Genomic DNA, 1935 nt, shown 5'->3' on the forward strand with positions numbered 1-1935 from the left:
ATCAGCTTATTTGATGAGGTAGCGAAATGATAGAACACCACCAAGGCTACACGGCAAGGAAACGGCTAGGGCGGAATAGTTTCAGGACGATAGGAAAACACCCCTATAAGATGATTCACAATGCAAGAGCGGTTAAATATGACTTAATACAGCAGTTTGAAGCTAGCACAAGCATAAACTTACCTAGTGGAGTGAAAAGCAACTTATGCACTCAAGTAAGCCCAGTTTTGGGCAAGCAACTGGCTATCATGAAATTACAGATAAAGGAAACTAAACCATGAAAATTACTATTGATGTCCTTGAAAATGAAAGTAATAAGGACAATTTAGAGTATCTTATCAGCGATACAAGCAACGAAGCTATGACTGTTTTAATGTTTACCTTGATTGGCGAAGCTAGACAGAGAGCAAGCTATGAGCAATTTTTAGAAACGATTACTAGAATTTGGGGGTATCTCAATGAAGATAACTGACTTACAGAAAATAGATCAAAACATTATTAAAATACTGGCAGACCATAAAGGGATTGATAAAGCAATTAACGGTAAAATGTTGGCTCAATCTCTAAATGTAGATTTTCGGACGTTGCAAGGAAGAATTGCATTTTTGCAAGGGAAGGGTTGCGCCATTGGCTCAATTGATAATATTGGATATTTTGCCCCTACTAATGAAGAGGAGCGCACCAAAGGCATTACGAAAAAAGAAAACATGGCTTATAGCACTCTAAAAGCGGTCATGGGCGTTCGAAGTGCCTCACTTGACTGGTTAGATGAAATGATTGATTAGGGGAGATATGGAACTATTAACAATTCGCCTAAATAAAATAGTAGCTAAAAAACTGATGAAAGGTGCAGGAGAGACACTCATTTTGGAGAAAGAAGATTTCTATCAATATGTTTATCTTGTCCCTAATAATATGAGCTTTAGTGGTCATTTTGATTCGGTTCTTGATATCAGTGTGAGCCAACATTGGGAGATTTTTAACTTTCTAACCTCTAAATATCAAGAACAAGGGTATAAAAAAGTGCATTATAAACATCCAGCGCATCCATCCAATAAATTTATGAAGTTTCTTAATAAGCTGCAGCGTGATCAATCTGAAAAAGTCGCTACCGTTTATCGACAAAATGCCTTCGAGAAATTCAAAGATGAAATCGTGATGCATCAGGGCTTCTTGAATAGTAAGAACATGATGAAGTTTATTATTTTAGGAAAGAAACACGGCTATAACTATAAATATCTCATGATGTGGGCTGTTTCAGAAATTGAAGCGACTTGTGACGGGACTCAGAAACAAGGCTTACTGGCTGATTTTATAAGTCTTGCGGATGAATATTTTGATGAAAAAGAAAGAGAGGTGTTGAGTGACTAATGTAGATGATGATTTTCAAAATATGATTAACAGCTACGAGGAAGAAAAAGCAAAAGCAGAGAGTAAGAAGTCAGAACAAAAACCACCTCAGAGCGATAAAATCGTTAAAGTTAAATTTGAAGCTGAAAATTTCGCCCTCAATCAGTATGGTAAACCAAAAGTAAATTCTTTAAAAAACATACGAATCGCCATAGAAAATGACAACATTTTAAAAAATCAATTTGTGTTTAATTCTTTTACACAAGAAATAGAAATCAGAACCCCTTTCAAGTTGAGAGGAGTAGAGATTGAGAATGACGGGTTAAAAGAGGTTTATATTACGGCTATTCTTGAACATTTTGAAGAAAAATATGATGTTTTATTTGATAGTCGGCTTCTAGTCAATGTAATTAATAAAATTGCTTACGAAAATAAATATAATCCTGTTCAAGATTTCATGGAAGACTGTTACAAGAATTGGGATAAGGTCAAACGTGCAAGAAGTCTATTTCCTGATTATTTGGGGGCGAAAGAAGGTGATTTAACCGAACGAATGACCAAACTGTTTTTTGTTGGGGCTGTCAG

At 35.7% G+C, this 1935-nt stretch carries 4 protein-coding genes; all 4 read left to right on the top strand.

Going from position 1 to position 1935, the window contains the following annotated elements; translation table 11 throughout:
• The first annotated feature begins 277 nt into the window (after nt 1-277).
• Entirely contained in the window at nt 278-472 is a 195-nt protein-coding gene (locus tag AB0N14_RS39935; RefSeq protein ID WP_010905048.1) for a hypothetical protein, read from the top strand.
• On the top strand, nt 459-785 hold the full coding sequence (locus AB0N14_RS39940) for an HTH domain-containing protein (protein ID WP_003131481.1): 327 nt from the start codon (nt 459-461) through the stop codon (nt 783-785). Before AB0N14_RS39935 ends, AB0N14_RS39940 begins: the two co-directional genes overlap by 14 nt.
• Nucleotides 786-792: 7 nt before the next feature.
• Nucleotides 793-1371 carry a hypothetical protein gene (locus tag AB0N14_RS39945; protein ID WP_046780977.1) on the top strand — a complete coding sequence of 193 codons (579 nt, stop codon included), beginning with the start codon at nt 793-795 and terminating at the stop codon, nt 1369-1371.
• Nucleotides 1364-1935, top strand: a 572-nt coding sequence (locus AB0N14_RS39950) for a hypothetical protein (protein ID WP_366030583.1), incomplete at its 3' end; no start/stop codon positions are given. The genes AB0N14_RS39945 and AB0N14_RS39950, both read left to right, overlap by 8 nt.

It is taken from the genome of Streptomyces sp. NPDC051104, assembly GCF_040682835.1.
Taxonomy (GTDB): domain Bacteria; phylum Actinomycetota; class Actinomycetes; order Streptomycetales; family Streptomycetaceae; genus Streptomyces; species Streptomyces cynarae.